The 1,327-nt window shown below is 63.5% G+C and carries 2 protein-coding genes; both read right to left on the reverse strand.

Annotated features, from left to right (window positions below):
* The coding region (locus tag Y706_RS0107990) for an amino acid permease (protein WP_253906724.1) at positions 1-617 on the reverse strand (617 nt) is incomplete at its 3' end.
* Between the two features lie 302 nt (positions 618-919).
* Positions 920-1,327 (reverse strand): aldehyde dehydrogenase family protein (locus Y706_RS24270; protein WP_043435440.1); only part of this gene is annotated, 408 nt, incomplete at its 5' end.

Consider the following 1,327-nt stretch of genomic DNA (forward strand, 5'->3'; position numbering starts at 1 on the left):
GGGTCTTTCGACTCCTCGCTGTAGATCGCCGCCGATTCAAATCCCATGAAGCTGGCAATGCTAAAGGCCAGGGCAGCGCCGACGCCGGCGGTAAACAAATCGCCCGGCATCAGGCCTGTTGCCGAAACCCCTTCCGGCTGCACAGCAAATGCGGCAACGTCGAAGACGATGACTGCAAGAAATTCCAGTCCCACCATCACGGCCACTACCCGCACAGAGAAATCAACCTTGTTGATGCCGAGCCACGCGACGACCAGGAAGGCAACTCCGGCAGTTGCCCACCACGGGACATCCGCCCCGGTCTTTTCATTGATGAAGGTTGCCGAGGCAAAACCGAAGAGACCGTAGACGGCGATTTGGATGGAATTGTACGCCGTGAGGGCAACGAACGACGCCCCTACACCGGTCCTCTTGCCAAGGCCCTGGGCGATGTACGCATAGAACGCCCCGGCATTTCGGATTCGCGAACTCATAGCGGCGTAGCCCACGGTAAACAGGGTCAGGCAGGCGCCGAGCACAAGGAAGGAAAGGGGAACACCGAGCACCCCTGTTACCGCAAAGTTGGCGGGGTAGCCGCCGGCGACCACCGTGAGCGGTGCCGAGGCGGCAATGGTCATGAAGACCAAGGCCGGAACACCAAGAGTACGCCGGCTCAAGCCCGGCGGTTGGGCGACAGTAGGGATTGGTGAAGATTCGTGGGACATTTTCAGCCTCCGGGGAAATAGTTAAGGCGACGACGCAGCGGTCTCCGTTGACCGGCTCTGCATGGGGTTTTCCTGAAAAATAGCGGGTGGCCTACTGGTGACCACGCAGTCCGGTTCGTCAGGAACGGGGACGCGCGATCCACGTTGCCGTTCTTGGCCGGAGGAAGAGTCGGGTGGGCAGCCCGGCCCGGCGCCCATACGGGCGCCGGCCGGTGTCAGCCGTTGATGATCTGCGGCACGCCGAGGGCTTTGAGGCCTTCGACGCCGAATTCGAGTCCGTAGCCGGACTGCTTGGACCCGCCGAAGGGAATCATGGGGTTGACCATGCCGTGGGCGTTGATCCACACGGTGCCGGCTTCGATCCTGGCCGCGACCTTGCGGGCTTCGGCGGGGTCGGCGGACCAGACCGAGGCGCCGAGTCCGACGTCGACGGCGTTAGCCATGGCGACGGCCTCGTCCACGGTGGTGTAGCGGATGATGGGCAGGGCGGGGCCGAACTGTTCTTCGGCGACGAGGGGGTTGCTGTTGTCGATGTTGGCGACGAGGGTGGTGGGGTAGAAGTTGCCGGGCTGGTCCGGGTCAGGGTTGCCGCCGAGCAGGATCTTGGCGCCGGAGTCGCGGGC

Origin of the sequence: Arthrobacter sp. I3, assembly GCF_000520575.1 — a bacterium.
Classification (GTDB): domain Bacteria; phylum Actinomycetota; class Actinomycetes; order Actinomycetales; family Micrococcaceae; genus Arthrobacter; species Arthrobacter humicola_A.